18 protein-coding genes and 1 pseudogene are annotated in these 21,052 nt (G+C 58.9%); 11 read left to right on the top strand and 8 right to left on the bottom strand.

What is annotated here, in order from left to right:
- Nucleotides 1-107 precede the first annotated feature (107 nt).
- Nucleotides 108-1,118, bottom strand: coding sequence for a phosphotransferase enzyme family protein (locus V1286_RS38055; protein ID WP_334489176.1), 1,011 nt, complete (start codon nucleotides 1,116-1,118; stop codon nucleotides 108-110).
- Between the two features lie 297 nt (nucleotides 1,119-1,415).
- Between V1286_RS38055 and V1286_RS38050 the strand changes: the two genes are divergently transcribed.
- Complete coding sequence (locus tag V1286_RS38050) at nucleotides 1,416-2,288, top strand: tetratricopeptide repeat protein (RefSeq protein WP_247780910.1); 873 nt, start codon at nucleotides 1,416-1,418, stop codon at nucleotides 2,286-2,288.
- 56 nt (nucleotides 2,289-2,344) lie between these two features.
- Here V1286_RS38050 and V1286_RS38045 read toward each other — a convergent pair whose 3' ends face one another.
- Nucleotides 2,345-2,878, bottom strand: a complete 534-nt coding sequence (locus tag V1286_RS38045; protein ID WP_334489174.1) for a hypothetical protein — start codon at nucleotides 2,876-2,878, stop codon at nucleotides 2,345-2,347.
- A 245-nt stretch (nucleotides 2,879-3,123) separates the two neighbouring features.
- Between V1286_RS38045 and V1286_RS38040 the strand changes: the two genes are divergently transcribed.
- Entirely contained in the window at nucleotides 3,124-3,423 is a 300-nt protein-coding gene (locus V1286_RS38040; protein ID WP_334489171.1) for a hypothetical protein, read from the top strand.
- Between the two features lie 532 nt (nucleotides 3,424-3,955).
- Here the strand turns inward: V1286_RS38040 and V1286_RS38035 are convergent.
- The gene (locus V1286_RS38035; RefSeq protein ID WP_334489169.1) at nucleotides 3,956-4,177 is read right to left on the bottom strand and encodes a hypothetical protein; all 222 of its coding nucleotides are present in this window, start codon (nucleotides 4,175-4,177) and stop codon (nucleotides 3,956-3,958) included.
- A gap of 134 nt (nucleotides 4,178-4,311) precedes the next feature.
- Here V1286_RS38035 and V1286_RS38030 point away from each other — a divergent pair.
- Nucleotides 4,312-5,662 (top strand): annotated as a pseudogene (locus V1286_RS38030) (IS701 family transposase).
- A 407-nt stretch (nucleotides 5,663-6,069) separates the two neighbouring features.
- Here the strand turns inward: V1286_RS38030 and tnpC are convergent.
- The 3 genes from tnpC to tnpA all read right to left on the bottom strand — a co-directional run bounded on the left by tnpC (nucleotide 6,070) and on the right by tnpA (nucleotide 8,474).
- Nucleotides 6,070-7,644: an IS66 family transposase gene (gene tnpC / locus V1286_RS38025; protein WP_334490203.1), complete on the bottom strand. Its 1,575-nt coding sequence runs from the start codon at nucleotides 7,642-7,644 to the stop codon at nucleotides 6,070-6,072.
- A gap of 72 nt (nucleotides 7,645-7,716) precedes the next feature.
- On the bottom strand, nucleotides 7,717-8,064 hold the full coding sequence (gene tnpB / locus V1286_RS38020) for an IS66 family insertion sequence element accessory protein TnpB (RefSeq protein ID WP_334489167.1): 348 nt from the start codon (nucleotides 8,062-8,064) through the stop codon (nucleotides 7,717-7,719).
- Complete coding sequence (tnpA, locus tag V1286_RS38015) at nucleotides 8,061-8,474, bottom strand: IS66-like element accessory protein TnpA (RefSeq protein WP_334489165.1); 414 nt, start codon at nucleotides 8,472-8,474, stop codon at nucleotides 8,061-8,063. The genes tnpB and tnpA overlap by 4 nt, the downstream gene beginning before the upstream one ends.
- 992 nt (nucleotides 8,475-9,466) lie before the next feature.
- On the opposite strand from tnpA, the gene V1286_RS38010 reads away from it, so the two are divergent.
- On the top strand, nucleotides 9,467-10,228 hold the full coding sequence (locus V1286_RS38010; RefSeq protein ID WP_334489162.1) for a Crp/Fnr family transcriptional regulator: 762 nt from the start codon (nucleotides 9,467-9,469) through the stop codon (nucleotides 10,226-10,228).
- Nucleotides 10,229-11,102: 874 nt separating this feature from the next.
- Here V1286_RS38010 and V1286_RS38005 read toward each other — a convergent pair.
- On the bottom strand, nucleotides 11,103-11,558 hold the full coding sequence (locus tag V1286_RS38005; RefSeq protein ID WP_334489159.1) for a hypothetical protein: 456 nt from the start codon (nucleotides 11,556-11,558) through the stop codon (nucleotides 11,103-11,105).
- Between the two features lie 335 nt (nucleotides 11,559-11,893).
- Here V1286_RS38005 and V1286_RS38000 point away from each other — a divergent pair, with 335 nt between their 5' ends.
- The 4 genes from V1286_RS38000 to V1286_RS37985 all read left to right on the top strand — a co-directional run bounded on the left by V1286_RS38000 (nucleotide 11,894) and on the right by V1286_RS37985 (nucleotide 15,798).
- Complete coding sequence (locus V1286_RS38000) at nucleotides 11,894-12,208, top strand: hypothetical protein (protein ID WP_334489156.1); 315 nt, start codon at nucleotides 11,894-11,896, stop codon at nucleotides 12,206-12,208.
- Between the two features lie 487 nt (nucleotides 12,209-12,695).
- Nucleotides 12,696-13,037 (top strand): hypothetical protein, encoded by a 342-nt coding sequence (locus V1286_RS37995; protein WP_334489153.1) that lies wholly within the window; start codon nucleotides 12,696-12,698, stop codon nucleotides 13,035-13,037.
- 344 nt (nucleotides 13,038-13,381) lie between these two features.
- Complete coding sequence (locus tag V1286_RS37990; RefSeq protein ID WP_417021304.1) at nucleotides 13,382-14,647, top strand: serine hydrolase domain-containing protein; 1,266 nt, start codon at nucleotides 13,382-13,384, stop codon at nucleotides 14,645-14,647.
- A 521-nt stretch (nucleotides 14,648-15,168) separates the two neighbouring features.
- Complete coding sequence (locus tag V1286_RS37985) at nucleotides 15,169-15,798, top strand: cupin domain-containing protein (RefSeq protein ID WP_334489150.1); 630 nt, start codon at nucleotides 15,169-15,171, stop codon at nucleotides 15,796-15,798.
- Nucleotides 15,799-15,963: 165 nt separating this feature from the next.
- On the opposite strand, the gene V1286_RS37980 is transcribed toward V1286_RS37985, so the two are convergent.
- Nucleotides 15,964-17,853 (bottom strand): recombinase family protein, encoded by a 1,890-nt coding sequence (locus V1286_RS37980; RefSeq protein ID WP_334489148.1) that lies wholly within the window; start codon nucleotides 17,851-17,853, stop codon nucleotides 15,964-15,966.
- 610 nt (nucleotides 17,854-18,463) lie between these two features.
- Between V1286_RS37980 and V1286_RS37975 the strand changes: the two genes are divergently transcribed.
- From V1286_RS37975 to V1286_RS37965, 3 genes are all read left to right on the top strand, one after another.
- On the top strand, nucleotides 18,464-19,549 hold the full coding sequence (locus V1286_RS37975) for a transporter (RefSeq protein ID WP_334489146.1): 1,086 nt from the start codon (nucleotides 18,464-18,466) through the stop codon (nucleotides 19,547-19,549).
- A gap of 209 nt (nucleotides 19,550-19,758) precedes the next feature.
- Nucleotides 19,759-20,289, top strand: coding sequence for a hypothetical protein (locus V1286_RS37970; protein WP_334489143.1), 531 nt, complete (start codon nucleotides 19,759-19,761; stop codon nucleotides 20,287-20,289).
- Between the two features lie 75 nt (nucleotides 20,290-20,364).
- Nucleotides 20,365-20,802, top strand: a complete 438-nt coding sequence (locus tag V1286_RS37965; RefSeq protein WP_334489140.1) for a hypothetical protein — start codon at nucleotides 20,365-20,367, stop codon at nucleotides 20,800-20,802.
- Nucleotides 20,803-21,052 lie beyond the last annotated feature (250 nt).

Below are 21,052 nucleotides of genomic sequence, written 5' to 3'. Positions count from 1 at the left end.
CCACGTCCGCTCCGGAGCGCTTAACGGACTCAACTGAGACATCGCGCTACGTCCGAAATGTGCCAACAAGCGACATAGGGGCCTTTGCCCCAGAGAATCCGATTTGCTCAGAACAGCCCTGGCGCCAGTTTCTCCTTTTCCCACGACAGCATGAAATCCAGCTGTGCGGCGATCCAATCAGCGGCCGCGGCTTGCCTGCCCCATTCGTGGATACGACTGGCATACTCCCCCATAAGCCAGATGTGACGGATGGGAACGAAAAGATGCACGGCTTCAAGATCCGCAGGCGGCACTTCGCGTATCGTGCGATAGCCTTCAATGAAGGCGTGCCAGAATGCGTGTTGCTTTCGCCCGAACGTAACACAACGCCAGAGAAATACCGCGACATCGTAAGCCAGATATCCCGGACCGCCATCGTCGAAATCGAAGAAGACCGCTTGGCCGGCCATGGGTCCCTGCAGCGCAACGACGGCGTTGTAACCGTGGCAATCACCGTGGCAGCGCGTCCAGGAAAGTCCGTCCCGTTCCGCGAACCCAGCTGACAATCGCCCAGTCAAATCGACCAACCCTGTGCGCACGGAATCGCTGAGATCCTCAAGCGCCAATATGGCGGATAAGGGTCTGTGCAGCAGATGGTCAATGTCGAGCCGGTAGCGGCCCTCGTCGCCTGAGGCGAAGCCGCCGGCGACATCATGAATCCGCGCCAGGGTCACCCCGTTTGCTCTTGCGTCGGCGGCGGAACTTCCTGCCTGAGACGGGCGTCCTTCTGCATAGCGGAACAGGACAGCGGGACGCTGACCTTCCGGAAAAAATGCCGACGTAAAAAGCGATCCGTCACGCATCGGAATGGCGGCAGCCACGGGAATGCCCTGGCTGTCCAGATGAGCGAGAAACGCGGTTTCCGAGGCAACGTCGGCGTCACCGCGCGCGCGTCGCGTTGAGATGCGAAAAATGAAACGCTCGCCGTTCTTGGTCCGAACCTCGAAGGTGTCGTTGAAGCCGCGGCGCAACAGCTTGCACGCAATCGAGCCGGGCAAGTCGTAGTGCATTGAGACAAAATCCGCCACCGCCTCTGCGCGCGGCGTTGAATAGAGAACCGGAAGAGATGATGAAGCCATCTGGATCGCTCCGTGCCGTGAATGTACTCGTCGAGTCCATCCTGCGATGGACCGGCGGCGCGTTATCGGCTCAGAACTCGGAAATAATCCTGATCAACATCGGGAAATCCTAGATGGAAGCCGGGCTTATACCATTCTGGTGTCGGCCTGTCGACGCTTGGAAGCGATCCGCCTAAGTGCTGCGTGACGTCGCATTTTTTGGGTCAATCGCGTCGATTTAACCCGACTTCCAGTCCACCCCGGTGAACGGACATTCTCATGACAGGCGGGCATGTCTCAAAGGTGCCAATAGGCGACATGCTTGCAAAGGCACGGATCCGGGCTAATGCGCAATGGTCGTTCGTTTGTGTCCGCAAGAGGCCGTCGGCGGTGAACCTATCGCGGGCGGCCCGCGACAAACAAGCCGCCATCGTCGCGACGGCGGCGCGTGCCGCGCCGATCGCGCGACGCCAATTGAGGTTTCCCATGCCGATCGTCCGAATCCTCCTGGTCCTTCTCGCGCTCGCTTCGCCGCTGTCGATGGCGGGAGGCGCTGTTGCGGGGCCGTTTGAGGATGCGCAGGCGGCGCATAGCAGACGCGACTACGCAACCGCGCTACGGCTCTGGCGTCCGCTGGCCGACCAAGGCAATGCCGAGGCGCAGTACGCACTCGGGTTCATGTACGACGGCGGCCAAGGTGTGCCGAAAAATTACGCTAGGGCTGCAAAGTGGTGGCGCCTCGCAGCCGATCAAGGCCATACCTTCGCCCAGTACAACTTGGGGACCTTGTACGACAACGGCAATGGGGTGCCTCAGAACAAAGCTGAAGCATTGAAGTGGTATCACCTTGCCGCCGAGCGCGGTAACGATGGTGCGCAGTTCAACGTCGGGGTCCTGCATTTCGCGGGCGTGGCCGTGTCCGAGAACCGGATCGAGGCTGCGAAGTGGTTTCGCCGCGCTGCAGACCAAGGTCATATTGGAGCGCAGGTATATCTTGGCCTCTGTTACGCTACGGGACTAGGCGTGCCGCAAGACAATATTCAAGCATACATGTGGCTCAGTTTGGCGGCTGCGCGAAGTGACCAAGATGCGATCAGCAATCGAAATCGCGTCGCGCAGCAGATGACCCCGGCACAGATCGCCGAAGCGCAGAAGCTGGCGGTTGAGTGGAAGTCGAAACCGGAACGGTAGTATTCCAGTGCGTCGCGGAAGCAATGTCTGCTGTGGATCAGCAGCGGACTCGTGCTTCACTTATTCGTAGAAAATGGGCTTTGCCCCCGGAGAAATGCGGATACTTCGGCCTCCCATCGAGCGTGCTGGGAGGGGCTGATCATGAATGACGCCAGACGACGAATGCCGTCTTCTGCCGAGTAGATTATCACCGTGTATTCCTGACTGAGTTGGTCAGGTGTTCGGGGAATGGCGACCGGGTGGGCAAAGTCTCGGTAGTCTGTTCGTAGCCCCATCCGGACATCGAAGACACGACCGTTTTCGGCGCTGCCTCTCTTTAAGTCGGTAATCTCGACTTTTGTCGCGAACACGTCGTTACCAGGTACCTCGCCGTGACGGCCAAGGAGCCAAATTGGCGGCTCTACAAAGCGAGCCTTAGCGACGATAACGTCCCTCGCGTTGGCAGGCAGGTTGTTCGGCACGGCGCCATCTGACGTCTCATCAAGAAAATATGCGATGGGCGCCTTGGCTTGCGCGTGCGCAAAGGGCGGTGCGCAGACTATCACGCCGCTCAAAGCAGCGAAGGCAAGACATAGCTCAAACAATTTCATTTATGCGCTGCATCGCATCAGGGATGTAGTGCTAGTCTACACCATTTTAGGATGGTCGAACAGATCAGGTCCGCTAAGGGTCAATCGCGTCGTTCTGGCTGTGCGCCGATGACTTCCGGTCTACCCCGATGAACAGACATTCTCAGTGTCCGCCGGCATGTCTCAAAGGTGCCAGAAGCGGAAGTAATTACAAATGCCTTCGATGCTTTCATTTAGTTTTAGGTAAATCCCGCCACAACTGTTGCATGAATCCGCTTCTCTACTTTGCTTTTGGAGCGCTTTGCGTTGCCGCTGCGGCGCTCATCATGGTCCTGCAATTTGGATTTCGCTTTTCTCCATCGCAGCGGCTTGCATTTAAAAAGATCACCAACGTCCTCCACGCAATCTGGGCGTTCTGCGCGATCAGCTTCGGAACGATAGTCGGCGTGGCATATGGATGGGACACGCACGGTTGGATTGGGGCCATTGCTGTTGGATTTATCGGATGTTTCGCCGGCGCAGTAGCCGCGGCTTCACCCGCGCTGATTCTTCAAATCTTTCGTTGACTTGTCCGGCCCTCACGGGACTGCTTGGAAGGCAACGCCCGACAGCTAGAGGCTTTGATGGGAACTCAATCGATCTAGTGCTCAAGGAAGAGGGATGCCTGTTTCAGCTAAGGTCCGAGTTTGGCGGTTACGAGCGCGAAGTTTCGCAGTCGGTGGAGCCCTATGTCTCGCCTTGATTTGCCTGCTGAAGATTTTCGATCCAACCAACTTCGCGAAGAACTTGATTGGTCCGCTTGTTCTAGTGTTCGTCTTTCTCTGGTTGTTCGGGCTATATTGTACCCACCGGTACTGGAAGGATTTTTGCGAAGATGAAATCCGGCGCGGCGGATCAAAGAAAACCGCGCGTGAAAAATGGCATTTACTGCACCGACCCCCGGATTAAGTATTGGCAGCTATGGGTCATTCCCGTCATTCTGACCGCCGGCGGATCACTTCCGGTCTACCCTAGGAAACAGACATTCTGGTCGTCCGTCGGCATGTCTCAAAGGGGCCAAACATTTTGAAATGAAGGCGGCCGCCAACTGAGGCCGCCTTACGGAAGTCCAAGTTCTTCGATCGCGCGCGCCGAAATTTGCGCTGGGTCTTTGAGGCCCGTCTGACCGATCTCGATTATTTTCTTGGCAATGAATTCGGCCAGAGGATCGTTGCGGTCTTTTACGGACAGAACGCTCAACGTGTGTTCGTAGGCATCGGCAAGCCGCTTTACCTCGTCGGGACCCAACGGAACGTTCTGCAATAGTCGGTAAATGGGCACTTTTGACCTCCTGCCGCACTGTAGCACGCTGGATCTAGTTCGAGGGGACACGAGACTAGCTAACTCGACTTAGCACTACTTTGGCAGATTGTTAGATTTGGGCGTTTTATTAGGATTCCCGAATCGATTTTTCAATGATTCATGGGTGGTCGGCTCTTGGAGGGCTGACCGATGGCGGAATGGGAAGACGAACTCGAACGTTGGCTGAAGCCGTTCCTGGATCGACTGGGTCATAAGACCCGGCAGCGGATGTGCCCCTTGTACGTTGCGGGATTGATCGGCCCTGGCGATCGCAAAAGCGTTCAGCCGATGGCAGAACGCCTTGCAACCGGCAACTACGATCAGTTGCACCATTTCATCGCCGATGGCGTCTGGGACGCGACGCCGCTAGAATCCGAACTGCTCAACCAGGCGGACCGGCTTGTCGGCGGCAAGGATGCGGTGCTTGTTATTGACGACACGGCAATGCCGAAGAAGGGCGACCGCTCGGTTGGTGTCGCGGCTCAATATGCGTCCTCTCTTGGCAAAACGGCAAATTGCCAAACGCTGGTGTCGCTGACACTTGCGCGCGGCGAAGTGCCCGTGATGGTCGCATTGCGTCTCTTTCTGCCCGAGAGCTGGACAGCCAATGTGTCTCGATTGAAGCATGCTCGCGTGCCGATCGAATACCGAACGGCACGATCCAAGCCGGAAATTGCTTTGGCCGAGGTTGATCGAGCGATGGCAGCCAACGTGCGCTTTGGATGTGTGCTGGCGGATGCAGGATACGGGCTCAGCGCACCGTTTCGACAAGGGCTAACCGAACGCGGGCTGGCCTGGGCCGTCGGCATTCCTCGGCACCTCAAGGTGTACCCGGTTGATGTACAGCTCATTTGGCCGATTACTAAAGTCCGCGGGAAACCACGAAAGCACCATGTGCCCGATATCTTATCGATTGCGGCAGAACAGATGCTGGCCAGCGCCAAATGGAAAACCGTGAGTTGGCGCAGCGGGACGAAGGGTCGGCTGAAAGCCCGATTTGCGGCTGTCCGTGTTCGCACCGCCGACGGCCCTCCGCAGCGGATATGGGATAAAGGTCAGCAGCATCTCCCGGGCGACGAAGCTTGGCTCATTGGTGAACAACGTGCTTCAGGGGAGAAGAAATACTATCTCGCCAACCTCCCTGCGGCGACGGATCTGCGCACACTGGCCGCTACCATCAAGGCACGATGGATTTGTGAGCAGGCGCATCAGCAGTTGAAGGAGGAGCTTGGACTTGATCACTTCGAAGGGCGATCATGGCAGGGCCTGCATCGCCACGCCCTGATGACAATGATTGCCTACGCCTTCCTGCAGCATCGTCGCCTCGCATACGCGGGGCGGAAAAAAAAGAATCAACGGGCCTCCGCCTCAGCCAACCATGCCCGCCGTACGTCACGCCATCGTCGACCTCATCCTTCGGCCGCCGTCAGAGCGATGTCCACATTGTCGGAAACGTATCCGTGACGAACTTCAAACGATTCTGCCAAAGTAGTGTTAGGCTCTGGGACTTAAATACGGGACAGGACCCGCAGCCGTATCGTCCTTGTTAGGGACATTCCCAGCCTACGACGCCGATCATCGCAAATGCGTGTTTCATGGCCGAATCCGCGGGCTAAGGCCCAGCGCCGCGGGGCAATGGGGACGCCGCGCTGGGCTTCCCGTCAGTGCTGGCATCGATCAAATAGATGGGCACCAACATCGCCGGAATGGTTCAACGCTAGTGCACTACACGAAGAAAATAATAGCTGACGCCACCGAGCACGATGATCGTGGGGACGGCCCAAAGGATGAATACGGGGGGCATGGTGTTCCTCCGTACGCATCCGGCGACGGCCCCGGGTAGGCCGTTTTTGGCGACAGGCTGACCGCGCTTAAGCGGCGTGAGCGACGCTCTGAGGCTGCCAATTCCAAGGCAGCAGTTGGTGAATGCGCTTGGCAGGGTGATCCGGCAGGCGCGCCAGCACGTCGGCGAGCCAAGCCTGGGGATCAATGTCGTTGAGCTTGGCGCTGGCAATGAGGGTGTAGATCGCCGCCGCACGCCGGCCACCCTCATCGGAGCCGGCGAAGGTCCAATTTCTTCTTCCCACAGCGACCGCCCGTAGCTCGCGTTCGGCGGCGTTGTTCGACATGCACAGGCGCCCATCGTCGAGGAAGCGGGTGAAGGCATCCCAGCGGCTGAGGCAGTAGTTGATCGCCTTGGTCGTGTCGTTGTTCCTGGAGAGCTTGGCGCGCTGCTCGCGCAGCCACGCCTCCAGCTCGACGATCAGGGGGCGGCTACGCTCCTGGCGCACGCGCAGGCGCTCCTGCGCAGCAAGACCGTTGATCTCGCGTTCAATGGCGAAGAGAACATCGATGCGCCTGACCGCCTCGGCCGCGATCGGCGCCTTGCTGAGCCGCGCGAGATCAAAGAACTTGCGCCTACCGTGCGCCCAGCATGCAGCCTCGATGATCGGGCCTCCCTTGCGATTGGCCTCGTAGAGCTTGCTGAAGCCGGCGTAGGCGTCGGCCTGCATCAGCCCTGCATAGCCCGCCAGATGCTGCTCCGGATGCGCACCGCCACGATCAGGCGAGTAGAAGAACACGGCCGCCGGCGGATCTGGGCCGGCAAACGGGCGGTCGTCGCGCACATAGGTCCAGAGCCGGCCGGTCCGGGTCTTGCCCTTGGCCAGGACCGGCACTGTGGTGTCGTCGGCGTGGATACGTTCGGCGGCAAAGACATGGCTTCGGATCGCATCGACCAGCGGCATCAGGGTTGCCGCCGCGGCGCCCACCCAGTCTGCGAGCGTCGAGACATCGAGGTCGAGGCCTTCGCGCCGGTAGACGTCGCTCTGACGATGGAGCGGCAGGTGCAGGCCGTACTTGGCGAACAGGACATGGGCGAGCAGTTTCGGCCCGGCACGCCCACGCGCAATCGGGTGCGAGGGAGCCGGAGGTTGGGTGATCGTTTCGCAGGCCCGGCAGACGAACTTCTCGCGTACGTGCTGGATCACTTTCCACTGGCGCGGAATGAGCTCCAGCGTCTCGGTTACGTCCTCGCCAATCTTGCGCAATCGGCTATCGCCGCAGCATGGACAGCTCGCAGGCACCGGATAGACAACGCGCTCCCGCGGCAAATGCTCTGGCAGCGGCCGGCGCGTCGGCTTGCGGCGTTCGAATGATGGCACCGTGATCTTGTCGGCTGCGACCATCTGCGCCGCGGTCTCGGCTTGCGCGGCGTTCTCCTCGAGATCGGCGAGCTGCAGCTCGAGCTGATCCAGCAATGCGCCGCGCTCCGAGGACTGGCCGAACTGCTCGTGCCGCAGCTTCTTGATCGTGAGTTTGAGCTTCTCGATCAGCAAGGTCCGCGCCTGGGCCTCCGCCTCCGCGGCCAAGCGTGCCGCTCGCTCGGCGCGCAGCATCGCCTTCAGCGTGGTCACATCGTCGGGGAGAGAATCATCGGCGCCCATCGCCGACCAGAGAATCACATCACGCCGGCGCTGTCCGAACTGCCGTCGTGTTATCGATTCAAATCCCAGCGATCAGCCAGCCGCCTGCGGTCGCCACGTGTGTTGCGGCATCCGCCAGTCAATGCCCTCAAGCAGGTAGCCAAGCTGGGCTGGGGTGATGGTCACCACGCCATCAGCCGACGACGGCCACAGGAAGCGGCCGCGCTCCAGCCGCTTGGCATAGAGCGACATGCCCAGCCCATCGTGCCAAAGGATCTTGATCAGCTTGCCGCTTTTGCCACGGAACACATAGAGGTCGCCGCCGTGCGGGTCCCGCTTGAAGGCTTCCTGCACCAATAAGGCCAGCGAGTTCATGCCGCGGCGCATGTCGGTGTGGCCGGTCGCAATCCACACCCGCACCGCCGGCGGAATCGGGATCATCGCTGCCGTCCATCAGCCAGCGCCGCGACCGCGGCCTTCAGCGTCGCCGCGTCGACCGCGCCCGTGATCCGCATCCGAACCCCGGCAGCAAACTCGATCTCGATCGACCCGTCGCTGCTGGCCGGCGCGACTGGACCAGGCCTTATGCCGGAGTCCGGGACCACCCTCGCTGGTACGAAGCCCATTTGTTGCCCGGGGGCATCCCTCGGCTCTGGATGGAACGACCGCCGCCATCGGAGCAGCAATGAGCGCGAAACACCATATCGCCGCGCTGTCGCCGCGACCTGGCGCGGCGCCTGCAAGCTCTCCAGGACGATCTTGAGCTTCTCATCCTCGGACCAGCGACGCCGCCGACCGGTGTCCACCACTTCAAGCCGCTCGACTTGGGCACTGCGCCTATCACTGTCCATAAGGACAGTTCTCAACAATGCGCCTCACTCGACAAGGCGGCCGTCACCGGATGCGTACGTTCCTCCTCTCAACAAACAAAGAACGGAGGGGAACGGTTGCGTTAACGCATGGTGCAGCGGAAAACCTTGAGCGCGCTGTCCCACTAGCGTTACCTAGGCACCTTCCGCATCAGCATCAAATCAGGCGAACGTAGGTGATGGCATGATCCTCGTCATATGCGGTGCGCGTTGGACCCGCAGGGGCGAGGTCAAGACTTGCGGATTGAGTTGCGGCTCTTTCATATGTCTCCCTGGTTTTTGGCGAAACGCGTCAGAGAAAGGATGGCTATTCCGAATCACGCAGGGAACTGCCGTGAATGTATGCCGCGAGCGCTGGCTGATCCTCATATTCAACATAAGTAGGAGACGGATTTCGGTGCTACGCGACCCTTGTGAAGAGAGCATCGTTTGCTGCGTCAGTACTTCCGCGCGGCAACGGCATCGATACTGCGATTTGCACTTACTCTCTTCCTTTACTCGCCGCGCGGCCCGCCGCGCTCACATTTATCCGTTCGTACAATGAGGACTTAACGTTGAGCCAACGCACAGTTGGAATGCCCGAGGCCGATGAATTGAAAGACATGACGAGGTTGTTAGCGAGCTTATGGGAAGCCGCGCAGCGGCTTCCTGAGGGATCAGAGCGGCAGGACGTGTTCAGACAGATTGGTAGCTTCCATAGGCGGGTGGCGGCATTAATTGCACGCGCTCTTTAAGCTCTCAGGTCGTGTCCGGCTCTGCGGTGGCCACCGCTCCAACTCGCGCCGGAAGATTGCGTTTTGGAAGTTGTTGATGCACGCCGACACGGCGCAGCTCGACGCCCTTTTCCCGAGTGAAGGTGTCTCGTAAGTGAGTTCAATATCGGTGCGCGTAGAGGATCAAACTATGTTGAGACCGCCGTTCCGCGACGCTCCAAATGGAGCAGACTGCGGATGCCTTACCGCTGGGTCCCGACGGTGACGGCTCCCGGCGGAATTTCTAACGGCCTTCTTGCAGCGCTGCCGGCGACGGACCTCGAGTTTCTGAGGCCCGAGCTAGAGGTGGTCGCGCTCGATCAGGACGCGGTCCTTTCGCGCGCGGGTGAGCCGATAGAGTATGTCTTCTTCCCTCATGGCGGGGCCATCTCGCTGATGATCGACATGGCGGACGGACAGACGGTTGCCACAGCCGCAGTCGGACGCGAGGGCGCAGTAGGCATGCTCTCGGTGCTCGGGCCGTCACCGTCGGCCGCTACCGCGGTCGTACATGCGGCAGGCACCGCCGCGCGGATCTCTGCGTCGCGATTTCACGCCGCTTTCAACCGCAGCCCTGCGATCCGGCACGCGGTCCAGAAATACACCAGAGCGATGCTGGTACAGTTCCAACTCGGCTCGGCCTGCAATGCGCTGCATCCGGTCGAAGCCCGCATGGCTCGCTGGCTGCTCCAGCTTCGCGACCGCATCGGCCACGACGTACTCCCGCTCACCCAGCAGGCGCTTTCGCAAATACTCGGTGTACGACGAACGACGGTGACGCTCTTGATGCGCAATCTGCGCGCGCGTGGGGCGATCAGGTCTGATCAACGAGGCCGAATCGAGATCGACCGATTGCGGCTCGCGGCGGCAGCGTGCGAATGCCACGATACCATGCGTCTCGAAGTCGAGGAGATCTTCTCGATCAATATGCCCGATCTCGCGCGGTGGCGCGTCTCAGGAGTTGAATCGGGCGATGCTATATGAGGGCGTTTCGGCCCGACGACCCCTATCCCGCTTGCTGAGGTAAGAGAGAGCGTTAGCGGTCAGCCAATGTCGGCTGCGGGTCAATCGCGTCATTTTGCTCGCCGGCCGACTACTTCCGGTCTCCCCCTGGAAACCGACATCGTCAGGGCCGGTCGCCATGTCTCAAAGGTGCCAAGAGCAGACTTCGACAGACCACCAACGGAAGCGAGCCCAAAGCGTCGCCTGATCAGTCGCGCAGTTTGTCAAGAACCCACGTTCGATTGAAGAACGGCTCGGCCCATACAGACGGAAATAGGCGAACCGGGATTTGCCCGGGATCATGGGCACCAAATCGCGCAAGGTTGGCCGCGGCGTCGCGGCCAGCGCTACAGGTCAACGCTAACTGATCCGCAGGGCTTGAAGGTTTGGAGCGAGCGCCCGTGCAAGCACCCCTCATGTTTCTGGGCGTAGGCAAGCACGCCCATGATAATCAAGGCCACCACGACCAATCCGGCTACTAGGTTCTGCACCATGGCTGTCACTCCAGGTGAATTCATGAACAAGGCGACCGGCGCGAATCGTGGGGATCAACGCCGGGGCGGCGCTCGCTCTCGAGCCGACCATGGGGCTGCGGTTGAAATGATCAGCGAGAGGTTGCGCAGCCAAAGAGAGCACAATTGTCGGCCTGATGGCAGTGCAAACTTGTTGCCGCGCTGCGCAAATTCGATGCGCGATCAGAAGCCGCGTCTTCGAAAATTCGCCTGTTTGGCGCCATTGCCGCGTTGCTGGCGCTTTCGGGGCGAGCGGCCGAAATGAACCTTGATGATCTGCTGCTCGTGCGCCTGCCGGCGCCGCCCGAAGGACGCCGTGCCCCGCTCCAGGTGATGGACGGCAACTACCAGAGGCTAAGCGGCGTTTGTCCGTGGTGGAACGCCATGGTCGCCCGGCAATGACCTGAATTCGATTCCCGCGAAAACCAACAACGGCCGATGCCAGCAACAGATTGGTGGCGATGTCGACAACCACGACGGCGGCGAGCTCGGCAGCCCAGGTCGCAACAAGTCGTCTGCGCTGGCGTCACCGCACCTTTGAGCTCGATCAGGTTCGCCAGGTCCCGGTCGTCGGCGAAATGCTGCCGGCAAACGTCCGCGGGCCGCCGCTTTTCCTTGTGGGCGATCAGGTGACACGCGGCGAGCCGCGCCACCAGGCCGCCAGGCGGCCGCGGGCGTGCGCGAGGCTCGGCCAGCCGGCGCACCTGGGTGTCGAGCCGCGACACGACGGCGTGCACGTCTTTGAACTCGCGACGGACCAGGCCAAAAGATGCGGTGATGTTTTCAAGATCGGTCGACATGGCAATTCCCTCGGCGCAACGCCGGGTTTGAAGTTGTTGGCATGCCTTTGCTCGGGGTGCGGTCCGGTGATCAGCCGGCGCATTATCGCGAGCGTTCGGAGTGTACGCCGACGCGGAGTGGACGCAAGGTCCGCTGGACCTGTTCAATTAGCGTAGGTTCACCCGCACAATGACTGCGCAAATAATACCATCACCCCTTAATCACATTAGCGCTCGGGAACCGCGTTGGTTGGTGCTCGGGAACCGCGCGGCGCAGCGATCATTAAAGGTGAAAAAACCCGTCGCACCGAGCCACGACCGCCAGTTCTGACAGCCGCCCAGAATGGTGAAACGGCATGCCGCTTTCCGACCAACATCGCCACGCCGTGCTGCTAGCCGGCCGCACCCAGGATGTCAGCGTTATCACCACCATTGTCGCAGAGGTGCTGCTGGCAAGCCCAGGAACGAACCTGTTCGAAATCGAACAAGCGTTTCGGGATAATGCTTCGGCGGCCTATTTGGTCGCCACGACCGAGGGGTTCGTGGTCGTGCTCGGTGCGATGGCAATGCTGGTGGCGGTTAGCAAGGAGGGCATGACGGTCGAGCAAAACCGGGCGGCGCTGGCGACGTGCCGACCATGGCCGGCACGACCCGCCGGATCTGCGAATTGATCCAGGTGCAACGCGATAAAGGCCGTTATGCGCTGGTGTTTTTTCGGATCAATCAAATCGCCGCGACACGTGAACTCGTTCACAGCCACTTGCGCTCTTCCCGGTACATAACGTGGCCGCGGAGGGCACACGCTATGACCCAACCTGCAAAGCGCATACCCAGATGGCTGACGATCGACCTGCTGGTGATCGTCATATCCCTGGCGATTATCGGGATCGGGATAGGGATCGGGATTGCTCCCTAGCACGAACCTCAACCGGATCGGTTCTGGCAGCTACCCAGTACTACCCAAATTGGTACATCCAGACTGCCGGCTTTCCGAACGGTTCGGTTCTCATAACATCGCAAACCAGAGGAGGTCTCTTGTGTGCGCGCTCCGGCGAGAAACCCTTGGCTCCCCCCTGCACCAGCGCCAAGGGCATTTAATCTCGTCGGGGCGCGCAAGCAAGAATTGCCTGGCGCAAAGCTCCTCGGGACGCTGTGGATGTGACTTGCAAGCGGAACGGCGGTGACCATGCGTGGTCGTTTTTACGGATTAGTCGGGTGTTTAATATATCAAGCACCAAACGCGGCTGCCCGAGTTGCATCGGCTGCGAACAGTCCGCTGCCAAACGCGACGGGCGGCCAAAAAAGGCCTCGACGGACGCGGGGCTTTCCGATGTGGGCATTTCTTACGATCAATTCTCGCGCTGGCAGAAACTCGCGGCCATACCCGAGGAAATTTTCGAGCGCCAGATGCAAGACAAAACTCACGTGCCGACCATGGCCGGCCTGATGCGCGCCGTTGCCGAGCCGTGGTATCCCGGCGATCAGCGCGATCGCAATTGACGCGCCAGCCTAGCGACGGCGGACGGGACTTCCGGTTCACCCCGAACAACGGACATGAACATGTCAGCCGAATTGGCCTGCTAAGTGCCATGAGCTGACTCATGCAGCGCGGCACAGGACATGCACGCACTACGATCGTCACGAGTGCAAGCCAAGGCCAACGCCCTATCAAGCGCGAATCGAGATCATGTCGCCTGCCCGACGACTGCTCCAATTGGGCAGCCATGCTGTCTTGTAACGAGCCCGAGCCGGCAGGAACGATAGCGGGTGCAGAACGACGAGACCTTTTGGCGCGGAAAAGCGCGGCCACCATGGGCAACGCGTTCAATTCAGTGGCAGCCCCGATCGCCCGGCGCATCGCCTTGGTGGCTGCTTTCGTGGCGCATTGCACAAACGGAAGCGGGACAGCTGGCGCGGCCGATGCGCCCGCGCCAGCACCGGAAAAGCTGCAGCTCATTGCCGAGTTCTTCAACAACGAGGTTGCAACAGGAAAGCTGCCGGGCGCCGTTATCCTGATCCAGCAGCATGGCCGCCCCGTCTACCTGAAGTGCTTTGGCGTGCGCGACGTCACAACCAAGCTCCCCATGACGCCGGACACGATCTTTGCCCTTCATTCCATGACCAAGCCGATCACGAGTCTGGCGGCGATGATGCTGATCGATGCCGGCAAACTTGCACTGGACGATCCCGTCTCAAAATACATCCCGGCCTTTGCCAATATGCAGGTGGGGTTGGAAAAGACGGATGTACGGGGCGAACCAACGCTGAAGCTCGTCCCGGCCGTGCGGCAAGTGACCATCATGGACCTGCTCCGGCATACTTCGGGCATCAGTTATGAATATATCGGCGGCAAGTGGGTGCTGAAGGTCTATTCGCAAGCGCATCTGTTCGACGGGAAATTCGACAACAAGGAGTTTGCCGAGCGCATCGCGAAACTACCGCTGGCACGGCAGCCTGGCACACTCTGGCGCTACGGTCATTCCACCGATGTGCTCGGCCGCGTAATCGAGATTGTCTCGGGCAAGACGCTCTATCACTTCATGAAGCAGCACACCTTGGATCCGCTGGGCATGAACCACACCAAATTCGTGCTCGACGCGACCCAGGAACTCACGCTGATGGCGGAGCCATTGCCAAGCGACAGGGTACTCGTCGATGCGGAGCGCGAGCGCCGTGCGCATCCGGAGTGGGAATCCGGCGGCGGTGGACTGGTCTCGACCATCATCGATTATGCGCGCTTTGCGCAGATGATCCTCAATGGCGGCGAGCTTGACGGCACGCGTTATATCAGCCCTGCGGCATTCGAGGACATGACGACGGACCATGTCGGGCCGGATTCTGGCGTCGGGCGCGACTACTTCTATTTTCCCGGCGACGGCTTCGGGTTCGGCTACGGCCTCGCCGTGCGTACCGATCCGGGGGAGGCAAAACCACCGCCGCCGGGTTCAATCGGCGAACTGAAATGGGACAGTGGCAGCGGCACCTATTTCGGCGTCGATCCCAAGCTCGACATTATCTACATCCTGATGGCGCAGACGCAGAACGAGCGCGCCCGCACCAGGGTTGCGTTCAAGAAACTGGTCTATGACGCCTTCGCCGCAGGCAATTGAAGCGACTGAAGTGCGCGCTCCGCCTGTCCAGGCGACGCTTGTTCTTTCTACTCACTATAGACGAGACTACGGCCTCGCCGAACCTCCGCTTTACCGCTGACAGCCGCCGCGACGAGGACGGCGAAGATGGTCAGGGTTGGGTCATTCGCGTCATTTTGGTCGTCGGCCGACTACTTCCGGTCTTCCCCTGGAAACGGACATCGTCAGGGCCGGTCGCCATGTTTCAAAGGTGCCATGAACAGACAGCGCCACTGTCTTGAATTTAATGCTGACCTGATCACACTTCGCCGGTCAATGGCCGAGCCCGGCAAAGGCGGTGCGCAGGAGACAGCGCGCCTTCTTCAACCGCAAGCAGGATACCCCCCACAGAGCGGGTAGTTAGGCTCTTCTACTTCCTACGGGCCATGAACCAAGGGTCGGCGGATGGCGGAAACCTGCCGATCTTCGAACTCATAAGTAGCGATCCGGGAGGAATTCTGCGTCGTCCAGGTGCAGGGCGCTCCGAACAGGGAGGACTTACCATGAACCATTCGTGCGGTCATAGCGTGCTCACCGCCATCGGTACTGGCTTAGCTGCCATTTGGGTTGCCATGCACGCCAAACTCATGAAGACGCGTTTCGGCCTTCTCTATTCACTTGTTGCGGCTGTTGTCGTCCTTGCTCTGCCCTCCATCTCAGCCCAGGTCTCCGCGGGCGAGGAGGCATTCATCGTCCTGCCCGGCGAAGCATCCCGCTACAGCGGACAGCAAGGCCGAGAGGGAGATTTCACCGAACTATTGGCGACGGCTGATAGAACTGGAGGTGTGCTCGGCTTCTTTCGTCAAACCATCGCACCCAAGAGCGGTCCCCCTACGCACCTGCACGAAATGGAAGCTGAGTTTTGTTACGTTGTGAGCGGTCAGTTCAACTTCAAACTGGGCGAACGCATTGTGAGCGCGCCCGCCGGGGCCTTTGTCTTCATTCCTCGCATTACTCCGCACACGTTCCAGAACATCGGGACGGAGCCCGGTGTATTGCTGTTCGGTGTAACGCCCGGTGGTTTCGAAAAGATGTTCGCGGAGCGGCAAGGTGTGGATGCCGATACGAACCAGAAGCTGATGGCAAAGCACCACATGCAAGTCGTGGGGCCGCCTCTTCAAGGCGCAAGATGAGTTTCTGCCGAGCTAGTAGAGCAGGATGGTAAGTAGTGGACTTCCGCTAAGGGTCATTCGCGTCGGTTTGGCCGAACCACGCCGACTTCCGGTCTACCCCGGTGAACGGACATTCTCAGGATAGGCGGGCATGTCTCAAAGGTGCCAATGGGCGACATCGTGTGTCTAATTTCTCTTTCCACTGACCTTACAGCGCGGCCAACCGAACCGAACGAGCTTACCATCCAACTGCACGATGCCAGCCTGCCTATACGCCTCACGAAGCGAGCCGAAATGGTTGATGACGCAGTCCGCCGAGGGTAGAGCCGGGTCCGCATTAATCAAACGTGCGGAAATCACCCCCGTTTTCTTCGCCAGGTTTTGTAAGCCGATCAAAATGCCATCCGAACGATAATGAAGTCCGATGCGTTGATCAGAATGGCGGCGCTGCCGTCCTATCGTCTTCTTGCCGTCTCGCTTTCGCTTACGAGCAGCCGAAACACGTTGTGAGTGAGTGAGCACAGGTAACCCCGCGAATCTCCTAGCTCCATCGAGAGAGCCAAATCGTCTAAGGTAATAGTCGGCACTCGGTGCGGCTTCGTTTTGATTGATCAAGTTCCCAGTTGTGTAACCGTACTCCTTGTGCAACTTACGCAACGCTCGCGCCAATTTCTCGTTCGACCATCGAACCCCCTGATAAATTTCGTCGCACCCCGCTGCCCTCCGTCGTTTCCACGCACGCTTCTGCGTCTCACCATGCGAAACGACAGGCAGGCCTGCTTGGTGAATTGCATTAGACAACGTACCGAATCGCTTCCTGACGAATGCTGCAGACGGCAAGTCAGCGCTCTCGTCGATGAGGTGATTCGAAACAAATCCGTGAAGGGAATGGATTTTCCTCAGCCCGGCGAAGAGCGCTTTGTTGCCCCAGAACTTTCCGTTCAGGCCGAACAGTCTCTTAACCTTCGGCACGAAGCCGACCACTGCATAGGCAGCGTCTAGCGACCCGAAGTGATTAACTACCGTCTCGTAACACGGTCCGCTCTCGGCTTCACCGATCACAATCTGAGTGAGACGTCCCTTTTCGGAAAGCAAGGTGCGTAGTGAAGCCGCTATCGATTCCTTATCCCATCGAACCTGGGATTGAGCGAGGCGCTCCTGAGCCCTTCTAAACTGGCTGGCGGATACCACAGGCTCGAAAGCTGGAAACCTCGCCCATAGTTCCTCAGGATTCCTCTTCGTAGGGCTCTGCAACTCTGATGTTGTCACGTTATATGTCATTTGCCCGATGCAAAGCTCGCAAGAAAGGATATGCCGGACAGCTTGATGCCCCAGCGCTTTACCTCCGTAGCCTGGTATTCCTTTCTTGGAGAGACGCCTTGTAATCTCAGCAATGGATAAACGATATTGTACATACAATTTGAAAATTCGCCTTATCACCGCGAGTTCTTCCGGCGGTCCCGGAACGATGACAACCTTGTCCGAACTCAGCGCTTTCCTCTCTCCAGAGCCTAGGATTTGTCGAGGATTGCGCGAGGCATCTACAAGAAGCCTGCGGAAACCGTATGTGAGGCTCCCACCTTGGCGGAATCCCAACAGAGCCTGCTGGTGATGAGCACGGCGCACCTTTGCCGAAAGTTCACGGCTGTATTCACCAGCCATCACGCGTTTCAAATGCTTGACGATGGTTGTAGCTGGTACGACATCATTGCCGAAGGGCTCGGCGCAATAAATTACTGGAACACCTGCTTGCCGGCACAGAAACTCATAGTGTCCCCCTTGGTCAGGGTTCTGAAAGCGCCCCCATCGGCTGACATCAAGCACCAAAATAACATCGAAAGAACGTTGGGTAGAAAGAGCGTCGGAGAGCAGTTGCTTCAATGCCGCTCGCCCATTTAGAGAAAGACCGCTCTTTCCAGCATCTCTGTAGGATGCGACGATATTGTAACCGTGACGCTGAGCATACTCCGCGATGGCGTTCTGCTGGTTTTCAGTGGAATAGCGTTGCACATCGGAAGACATGCGCAAATACTGCGCAGCTCGTACCAATTCTCTGTTTTCAGGCGTGTACATCATGTGCGGACACGCGCATGCAACTGCCAAACACCGCAATCTTTGGTAGAATGCGCTTGATTCGGGTTGAATGTCCAGCGAGTTTAGGCGACCGCTTTAATTCAAAGGCCGCATTCGGCAACGCAGGGGCCTGAGTCAGCCAGCTCGTTGCAGTCAATCCAGCAACCCTCTCTGCCGAGTATCAAGATGTCGCCGGGAGGGCTTGCTCACCTACAGTTATACTATTTTCGCGATTTTAGTATGACGCGGCTATCGTCATTAGCGCGCGGCCTGCGCTTCGTCCGCACTGGGTCCAGGCTGTGTGAAAAGTCAAAAGTTCGAAGTGCGACGAGAATGATATTCTTGATTTCGATTTCAAAATTGAATGCGCTTGCGATGTGGGCACATGAAAAGCCCTTGAACGAGTAACTTGTTCTATCGCGATTGATCGCCTTTGCGTTTTCACACGGCCTGGGTCAAAGTCGGAAGTTGGCTCGCCTGAACGGCATATCCGTTCTACCCCTCAACAGCAGACCTCATCGGATCGCTCCGGCACGTCCGGTTCGTGCCACTAACGGAAGTGCGGAAACTCACGTATGATGGATGCCACGCGGTGAGGTCAAAGGGGGGGACAATGATCAATCGACTCTCATTCCTAGTGGCTCTGGTTGCATCGACGGCCATCGGTGCGAGCGCCGCATCGGCCCATCATCCAGGTATCGGCGGCATCGGCGGTGCTGGCGGCATTTTCACGATTGGCGCCGGCACCCTCGATCAGGGGCAGTTCGCCTTCTCCGCGTTCGTTGATTATCTCCGGCTGAAACAACTGAGCGATCCGACTCTGCTCGCCAATATCGGTAAAGACGTCCATGGCCTGCAAACGGTTGAGAGTCGAGCGCTTGCGTTTGCCTATGGCATCACCAATGACCTAACGATCTCGGCGCGCCTACCATGGGTGCGACGTACCGGCATCCTAGAAGGCGTGCAGGAAGATCCGGCCGATCCCGCAACGGTACGTGATCGCGGCAATACATCTGGCTTTGGCGATGTGACCGTGCTTGGCCAATATCGCTTCTTGAACAATCAGGTGAGCGGAACGCAAGCGGCGGTGCTGTTCGGCGTCAAGGCACCAACCGGTGCGACCAACCTGGTTGACCCGTTCGGCGAGCTATTCGAGGCCGAATTTCAACCTGGATCTGGCTCTTGGGATGGGCTGTTTGGCGCCGCTTTCAGTCAGCGATTGACTCCGGCCCTGAGCTTTCACGCTAACGTACTCGCGATTGCGACCGGGACCGGGACGCAAGACACCAATCTGGGCAACCGATTTCTCTACAATGGCGCGCTGGCCTACCGGCTGTTCGGCGAAACCGCGAGCGAGCCGCATTCGCACGACCCGCGCAACGCCTATGCGCATGCCGGCCATGATCATTCGCGGATGGTGACCAAGGCTCCGATCGCGGCCACTCCGCACGGTCACATTGCCCTCGACGCTCTGCTCGAGGTCAATGGCGAGTGGCACGACAAGCAGCGAACCGCCGGCGTCATTGATCCGAATTCAGGGGGTAACACGATATTCATTTCGCCGGGTTTGCGCCTGACGGTTGAGAACTGGTCGAGCTACGTGCTGGTCGGCATCCCGGTCGTCAATGATTACAATGGAATTCAAGCGACCCCCACGTGGCGCGTCCTGGCCGGGGTCTCCGCCGTCTTCGGGCCCTGATCCACATAGGCCCCAAGAGACGCGCCACTTTGGCGCGCTGAACGCTGTGCCTGTAGGACAAATCCCCGCCAATCCTTGCCGATTGCGAGAAGAAGTATTTCTGCTCACTTTTGTCGCGATATCCCTTAGTCTATCGTGGCACGTTTTGACCGCTCGAGCTAAAACGACTTTCCATTCGAGTGCAGTAGTTCTTCATCGATTCGGTCCGTATGACGTCCTATGAAACAAATCATTCGCCTCCACCTGTGGCGCAACCGGCGGTCGATGGGGTGCTGGCAGCTTTTCAGGCTTGCCCGCTTGTGGGTATAGGCGACCATCATGGCTTGGCACAGGAATCGGTCTACGTGGACTTGGTAAGCGATCCAAGGTTTGCGAGAGACGTTCGCAATGTCGTTGTTGAGTTTGGCGGCGCCGCCAGCCAGCACATCGTTGACCGTTATGTGGCGGGGGAATCAGTCCGCTACGAAGAACTTCGAAAGGTGTGGAGCGAAGTTGTCGGCTGGGTACCGACCGTTCTAGACCTCGGCTTGATCAGGTTCTACGCGGCAGTGCGGGCAGCAAATTTGCATTTGCCTCCAGAGCAACGCATCCGCGTTTGGCTCGGTGAGCCGGAGATTGACTGGACGAAAATCAAGTCCAGTGAAGAGCTTCGTGCGCTACTGGGCTCACGCGATACTCACGCCGCAAGAATAATTTCTGACAATATTCTGAGTAAAGACAAGAAGGCTCTTGTCATCTAAGGGACGGGACACTTCCTGCAGGGTCTTGACCAGCCATCTCTCCGAGATCTGATCGAAGAGGACTATCCGGGATCAATGTTTGTCGTCGTACCCTACACCGGTTTCGCAGATGAGGCTTCTATCGAGGCATTTGAAGGCCAGTTTGGCAATTGGCCGACACCGGCGTTAGTGTCACAGATCAAGGGAACGTCTCTCCACGACATACTGAAGCTTCTGGGCTTTCAGGTCATCGACGTCGGCAAAGCGCATGGAAGTCAGGAGCTACCGGACGCTCAGCGTGCCCGGCTTGCGCGGCTTGAAAGGGCTGTTGCAGAGTTCACTGCTGACGCGATGTTGTACTTGGGTCCCACCGCAAGCCTCACCATGTCACCAATCGATCCGCGCCTTTATGTTGACTTGGATTTCTTGGAGGAATTGAGCCGTCGCACGGAGCTTCTTGTTGGCCAATCCATTTCATTGATCGAGGCAATAAATATGGGCGCGCCGACGCCACGTCTCGCACGCCCATCCTGATCGGATCAGTGCCTGACAAGCCGCGTCGCGTCGGGACATATGCTGACGGTGGGCCAATTCAGGAGCGTGACGCGGTCTCCGTGGTGGTCCCGTTTTGGTCATTCGCATCGATTGGCCCGGCGCTGATCAGCACCATCGCGGTCGAGCCGGTCGAGGCAAGCGCTGACGGGTATTCGAGCTGCCGACTGACATGATCGATCCACACGGTGATGTCGGAGTTGGGTCAAAAGCGTCACTTTCACAGCGCGCC

Origin of the sequence: Bradyrhizobium algeriense (genome assembly GCF_036924595.1) — a bacterium.
Lineage (GTDB): Bacteria > Pseudomonadota > Alphaproteobacteria > Rhizobiales > Xanthobacteraceae > Bradyrhizobium > Bradyrhizobium algeriense.
The sequence above is the reverse complement of the archived record's forward strand: the minus strand, read 5'-3'. Positions and strand labels throughout refer to the sequence as shown.

Coding starts and splice junctions, on each gene's coding strand:
- V1286_RS38040 (WP_334489171.1), top strand. CDS start 3,124: ATGAATCCGCTTCTCTACTTTGCTTTTGGAGCGCTTTGCGTTGCCGCT.
- V1286_RS37970 (WP_334489143.1), top strand. CDS start 19,759: ATGACGTCCTATGAAACAAATCATTCGCCTCCACCTGTGGCGCAACCG.
- V1286_RS37980 (WP_334489148.1), bottom strand. CDS start 17,853: ATGATGTACACGCCTGAAAACAGAGAATTGGTACGAGCTGCGCAGTAT.
- tnpA (WP_334489165.1), bottom strand. CDS start 8,474: ATGGACAGTGATAGGCGCAGTGCCCAAGTCGAGCGGCTTGAAGTGGTG.
- tnpB (WP_334489167.1), bottom strand. CDS start 8,064: ATGATCCCGATTCCGCCGGCGGTGCGGGTGTGGATTGCGACCGGCCAC.
- V1286_RS38000 (WP_334489156.1), top strand. CDS start 11,894: ATGCCGCTTTCCGACCAACATCGCCACGCCGTGCTGCTAGCCGGCCGC.
- V1286_RS37985 (WP_334489150.1), top strand. CDS start 15,169: ATGAACCATTCGTGCGGTCATAGCGTGCTCACCGCCATCGGTACTGGC.
- V1286_RS38055 (WP_334489176.1), bottom strand. CDS start 1,118: ATGGCTTCATCATCTCTTCCGGTTCTCTATTCAACGCCGCGCGCAGAG.
- V1286_RS37965 (WP_334489140.1), top strand. CDS start 20,365: ATGTTTGTCGTCGTACCCTACACCGGTTTCGCAGATGAGGCTTCTATC.
- tnpC (WP_334490203.1), bottom strand. CDS start 7,644: ATGGGCGCCGATGATTCTCTCCCCGACGATGTGACCACGCTGAAGGCG.
- V1286_RS38050 (WP_247780910.1), top strand. CDS start 1,416: ATGCTTGCAAAGGCACGGATCCGGGCTAATGCGCAATGGTCGTTCGTT.
- V1286_RS37975 (WP_334489146.1), top strand. CDS start 18,464: ATGATCAATCGACTCTCATTCCTAGTGGCTCTGGTTGCATCGACGGCC.
- V1286_RS38005 (WP_334489159.1), bottom strand. CDS start 11,558: ATGTCGACCGATCTTGAAAACATCACCGCATCTTTTGGCCTGGTCCGT.
- V1286_RS38045 (WP_334489174.1), bottom strand. CDS start 2,878: ATGAAATTGTTTGAGCTATGTCTTGCCTTCGCTGCTTTGAGCGGCGTG.